1 protein-coding gene is annotated in these 433 nt (G+C 46.4%); it reads left to right on the forward strand.

The annotated features are described in order from the left end of the window. A partial coding sequence (locus tag DAHG_RS21660; RefSeq protein WP_034456156.1) for a hypothetical protein occupies nt 1-254 on the forward strand: 254 nt, incomplete at its 5' end. Nucleotides 255-433: the final 179 nt, after the last annotated feature.

Consider the following 433-nt stretch of genomic DNA (forward strand, 5'->3'; position numbering starts at 1 on the left):
TTGAAACGACCCTTGATCTTATCCGGCAGGCTGGTTTTGAACCCTACTGGCGTCGTGTCGCGTGGACTGGCGGTGTTGGTTCCTACCGCTGGATGCCTCGCCGCCGCCGATACCGTGTACTTGTCGCCGCCACCAAATCGGGCGTTAGCACCTCAACCGTCAAGCAAATCCCCGTTATGCCGGGCGTTGTTGATACAATCCTAATTCCGGGCAAACGCCGCGGTTTTCGCTATGGATGGTGCGTCGAGTGTTGACATTATGTTTGTAACTTTTCCAGTTTTCAGGTAATGCCAATATTAATTCAAATATCTTTGTAGTGTATTGAATATGTATTGAGGCTAAAATCCTTTACATCTGTAACTGAGCACAAATAACTTTTAACTTTACCCGAATTTAACACCCCGTTATTATGGTGGATTACAACCGTTTTATC

This window comes from Dielma fastidiosa, assembly GCF_000313565.1.
Taxonomy (GTDB): Bacteria; Bacillota_I; Bacilli_A; order Erysipelotrichales; family Erysipelotrichaceae; genus Dielma; species Dielma fastidiosa.